General features: G+C 37.4%; 5 protein-coding genes. 2 read left to right on the top strand and 3 right to left on the bottom strand.

What is annotated here, in order from left to right:
- Positions 1-314 precede the first annotated feature (314 nt).
- A complete protein-coding gene (locus tag NI455_RS15180; RefSeq protein ID WP_247144389.1) occupies positions 315-1,292 on the bottom strand; it encodes a GlxA family transcriptional regulator in 978 nt (325 codons plus the stop codon).
- Between the two features lie 132 nt (positions 1,293-1,424).
- Here NI455_RS15180 and NI455_RS15175 point away from each other — a divergent pair, with 132 nt between their 5' ends.
- Positions 1,425-2,309, top strand: a complete 885-nt coding sequence (locus NI455_RS15175; RefSeq protein ID WP_005176778.1) for an MBL fold metallo-hydrolase — start codon at positions 1,425-1,427, stop codon at positions 2,307-2,309.
- Between the two features lie 83 nt (positions 2,310-2,392).
- A complete protein-coding gene (locus NI455_RS15170) occupies positions 2,393-2,935 on the top strand; it encodes a cysteine hydrolase family protein (protein ID WP_058951821.1) in 543 nt (180 codons plus the stop codon).
- An 86-nt stretch (positions 2,936-3,021) separates the two neighbouring features.
- On the opposite strand, the gene NI455_RS15165 is transcribed toward NI455_RS15170, so the two are convergent.
- Positions 3,022-3,303 (bottom strand): addiction module antidote protein, encoded by a 282-nt coding sequence (locus NI455_RS15165; protein ID WP_000985610.1) that lies wholly within the window; start codon positions 3,301-3,303, stop codon positions 3,022-3,024.
- Complete coding sequence (locus NI455_RS15160; protein ID WP_000286964.1) at positions 3,304-3,606, bottom strand: type II toxin-antitoxin system RelE/ParE family toxin; 303 nt, start codon at positions 3,604-3,606, stop codon at positions 3,304-3,306. It lies immediately after the preceding gene.
- Between the last annotated feature and the right edge of the window lie 160 nt (positions 3,607-3,766).

The raw sequence follows: 3,766 nt of genomic DNA, 5'->3' as shown, positions 1-3,766 counted from the left end.
TTCATCATAGGAAAATTCCACTGTCCCAGGTAGCCGCAAAGGGCCGAGATTTATGTACGCCAGAGCGTACAAAATAGCCTAAATTTTATCCACAGCGATTGGGGATAGTTTGAGATTCAGAAAGCTGATGAAATGGGCACTCCTTCCTTAATTGATCATTTATTAACCAATTTTCTTGGCAAAATGTTACAGATTCGCCTAAAAACTCACCAACTTATTACAAAAGCCGTTTTTTTGCCTTTTCTTGGTTATGACGAAATTTTTAAGTTATTGATAATTATATTAATATACAAATGTACTTCGTATAACCGCCATTATGTTAAATGGGGCGGATTATTCTCATTAATGATCCCAAAAGCTTTTCTCCATGCCTGAGGGCTGGTGCCATATTTTTCACGGAAATTCTTTCTAAATGACACAGTATTATTAAAACCTGAAAGCTCGGTTATCTTTTCGATAGACAAGTTTGTCGCTTCTAAAAGTTCACAACTTAATCTGATTCTTTCAGTATTCAGCCAATCGACTAAGGTCATACCTGTCGCTTTCTTAAAGTACCGTGTGAACGTCCTGCGTGTCATATGTGTCCGTTCAGCGAGGCTTTCAATATTATGTTGTAAGGCTAAATTCTTTCTTAAAAAATCAAGTAATAGGTTAATTTGTGCATCTTGGCTCGATTCTGCGACTGGCTGTTCAATAAACTGAGTTTGCCCACCTTCACGGTGAGGCGGGATCACCATTACTCTAGCAACTTTATTCGCAATTCGTGCATTATAGATTTCACGTACCAAGTACAAGCAGCAGTCTAACGCTGCGCCTGTTCCAGCAGAGGTTACGATCCTTTGGTCTTCTACATACAGGGCGTCATTATCAAGTTGAACCTGTGGAAATCGTTCACTAAAATCCTGTTCAGCCATCCAGTGCGTAGCTGCTTTTTTATGGTCAAGCAGCCCTGCATATGCCAATGCATAAGTTCCGTAGCATAACCCTACAATTCTAATTCCAGCTTGATATGCACAATTTAGGGCATCGATAAGTACTTTTTCAGGTTTGTGATTAAAATCATCCCATCCAGGAATAATAATAAGATCCAATTGTTTAATAAGTTCGATCCCCCCATCAGGGATAATCATCATAGACTGTTCTGTTTTTACGGGTTGGCCATCTATAGAAAAAATTCTCAGATCAAATAAGCGTTTATCTTCAATCTTGATATTGAAAATGATATGGGGGATAGAGAAGTGAAATGGATTTATATTGGGATATACGAACAATCCAATCACTGGTATAGCCATTCAATCTACCTCTCTAAAATAATAAATATAGCATGTTGTCCCAATAGTTTCGATGATTGTCCTTAAGGACAATTTTATTGCTTAATTTTTCCTATCATGATTCGAGTATGACTAAATGATTGGATCTGGAACATGAATAAAATTTTAAGTAGCTCTGTTATTGCACTCTCTCTGGCAATGGCTTCAGTCCATTTATATGCGAATGATAAGGTGGTTCAGCGAGATACTTCTAAAGTTACGCATATACAAGAAATTCGCAATGCAACGATTAAAGTAACCTATGCTGATACGACTTTTTTAATTGACCCAATGTTTGCTAAAAAAGGATTCTATGAAGGTTTTCCTGATACTCATCGTAGCTATTTACGGAACCCATTAGTCGATTTGCCTATCAAGCCCGAAACGATTTTAGAAGGTGTAGATGCGGTAATCGTGACCCATACCCATCTAGATCATTGGGATGATGCAGCACAAGCGACTATTCCGAAAAACATGCCGTTGTTTGTACAGAATAAAGAAGACCAGAAAATCATTCAGTCACAAGGCTTCAAAGATGTTCGTGTATTAACTCAAGCGACCTTTGAAGGGATTAAGCTCACTAAAACTGGTGGTCAACACGGTACTGATGCCATGTACCGTATTCCTAAGCTTAAAGCTGGATTAGGTGAAGCAATGGGTGTGGTATTTGAAGCTGCTGGCCATGAAACTGTTTATGTGGCAGGAGATACCATCTGGCGTTCTGAAGTTGATCAAGCGATTCAAACATTTAAACCTGATGTGATTGTCTTGAATACAGGTAACGCCTTGGTTGATGGCTTTAAAGAATCCATTATTATGGGCAAAGAAGATACTTATCATGCAACTCAGAAAGCACCAAATGCTAAAGTGGTTGCTGTTCACATGGATGCAATTAACCACATGTCGGTAACACGTGCTGAGCTTGCAGATTACGTAAAGGACAAAGGAATCCAAGATAAGGTTTTAATTCCTATCGATGGTGAAACGCTTTCTTTCTAAAGTGACTTAAAGAAGTGGAAGCATTCCACTTCTTTAAAACATAAGTAGAACAAAACAAATATTAGTTAAGTAAAGGAATAGGTATGTCAAAATCAGCTTTATTAGTTATCGACTTACAAAATGAATATCTACCTACAGGTAAATTACCATTGGTAAATATTGAACAAGCTGCTGCTAATGCAGTGAAAGTAATTGCGAAAGCCCGTCAACTGGGTACTCAAGTGATTCATGTGCAACATATTGCTGATGCTGAATCTCCTATATTTGAACCTAGCTCAAATAGTATTGAATTTCAGGACACAGTTAAGCCGCAAGAAGATGAAGCTGTAATCATTAAAAATCACATCAATGCGTTCTTAAATACGAATCTCAAAGAAATTTTAGATAGCAATCAAGTGACTGAGTTAGTCGTGATTGGTGCTATGACGCATATGTGTGTTGATGCTGCTGTTCGTGCTGCTTCTGATTTTGGTTATAAGGTAAAAGTGATACATGATGCTTGTGCAACACTAGACTTGGAATTTAATGGCGTTAAAGTACCTGCTGGTCATGTCCATGCAACATTAATGGCCGCTTTTGAATTTGCATATGCTCAAGTAATATCAACTGAAGATTATGTTAGCTAAAGACTAAGATTTCCTAAAATTAACATAATACACGTTATATGAAGTTAAAAAAGGGAGCTTTAAGCTCCCTTTTTTACTAGTTTTTTTTAAATTGCTAAGCGTAAATTCAGCGCTTTTACCACTTTAATAACAGTATCAAAGCTTGGATTTACATCGCCAGAAAGTGCTTTATAAAGACTTTCTCGGCCTAAACCTGTGTCTCTTGATAATTGAGCCATTCCTTTAGCTTTAGCAATATTACCTAAAGCTTTTGCAATGAATGCCGCATCACCATTAGATTCATCTATACAGGCTTGTAGGTAAGCTTGCATATCTTCTTCTGTTTTAAGATGTTCAGCACTGTCCCATTTACGAAGTTTGATAGCCATTTACAGCTCCTCCTCTAAATCTTGTGCTAGTTGTAGGGCAAGTTTTATATCTTTACTTTGCGTAGACTTGTCTCCGCCTGCTAAAAGAATAACGACCCTTTGCCCTTGCTTACAGTAATAGATCCTGTAGCCAGGTCCAAAGAAGAAACGTAATTCAGAGACACCTTCACCGACTGGTTCAGTATCTCCAAAGTTTCCATCTTCAACCCGATCAATTCGGACTTGTATACGTCTTTTTGCCTGCTGGTCTTTTAACTTAGTAAACCAGTCATCAAAGACTTCAGTGGTATATATTGAGTACATAAGATTAATGTATCCTATAGGATACATTCATGCAAGAAATAAACTTGAATGTATGGGGCTTATAACAGATGTTATTCACCAATTAAAATGTCTATGCGAAAAACCATTTAAAATGTCCTGTTTTTAACCACAAGAGTCAAGCACAGGATTTAAATTTCTT

Origin of the sequence: Acinetobacter lwoffii, from assembly GCF_024129435.1 — a bacterium.
GTDB classification, from domain to species: Bacteria; Pseudomonadota; Gammaproteobacteria; order Pseudomonadales; family Moraxellaceae; genus Acinetobacter; species Acinetobacter lwoffii_F.
The sequence above is the reverse complement of the archived record's forward strand: the minus strand, read 5'-3'. Positions and strand labels throughout refer to the sequence as shown.

Bases quoted from the DNA above. Each gene is read 5' to 3' on its own strand.
- NI455_RS15180 (WP_247144389.1), bottom strand. From the start codon at position 1,292: ATGGCTATACCAGTGATTGGATTGTTCGTATATCCCAATATAAATCCA.
- NI455_RS15175 (WP_005176778.1), top strand. From the start codon at position 1,425: ATGAATAAAATTTTAAGTAGCTCTGTTATTGCACTCTCTCTGGCAATG.
- NI455_RS15170 (WP_058951821.1), top strand. From the start codon at position 2,393: ATGTCAAAATCAGCTTTATTAGTTATCGACTTACAAAATGAATATCTA.
- NI455_RS15165 (WP_000985610.1), bottom strand. From the start codon at position 3,303: ATGGCTATCAAACTTCGTAAATGGGACAGTGCTGAACATCTTAAAACA.
- NI455_RS15160 (WP_000286964.1), bottom strand. From the start codon at position 3,606: ATGTACTCAATATATACCACTGAAGTCTTTGATGACTGGTTTACTAAG.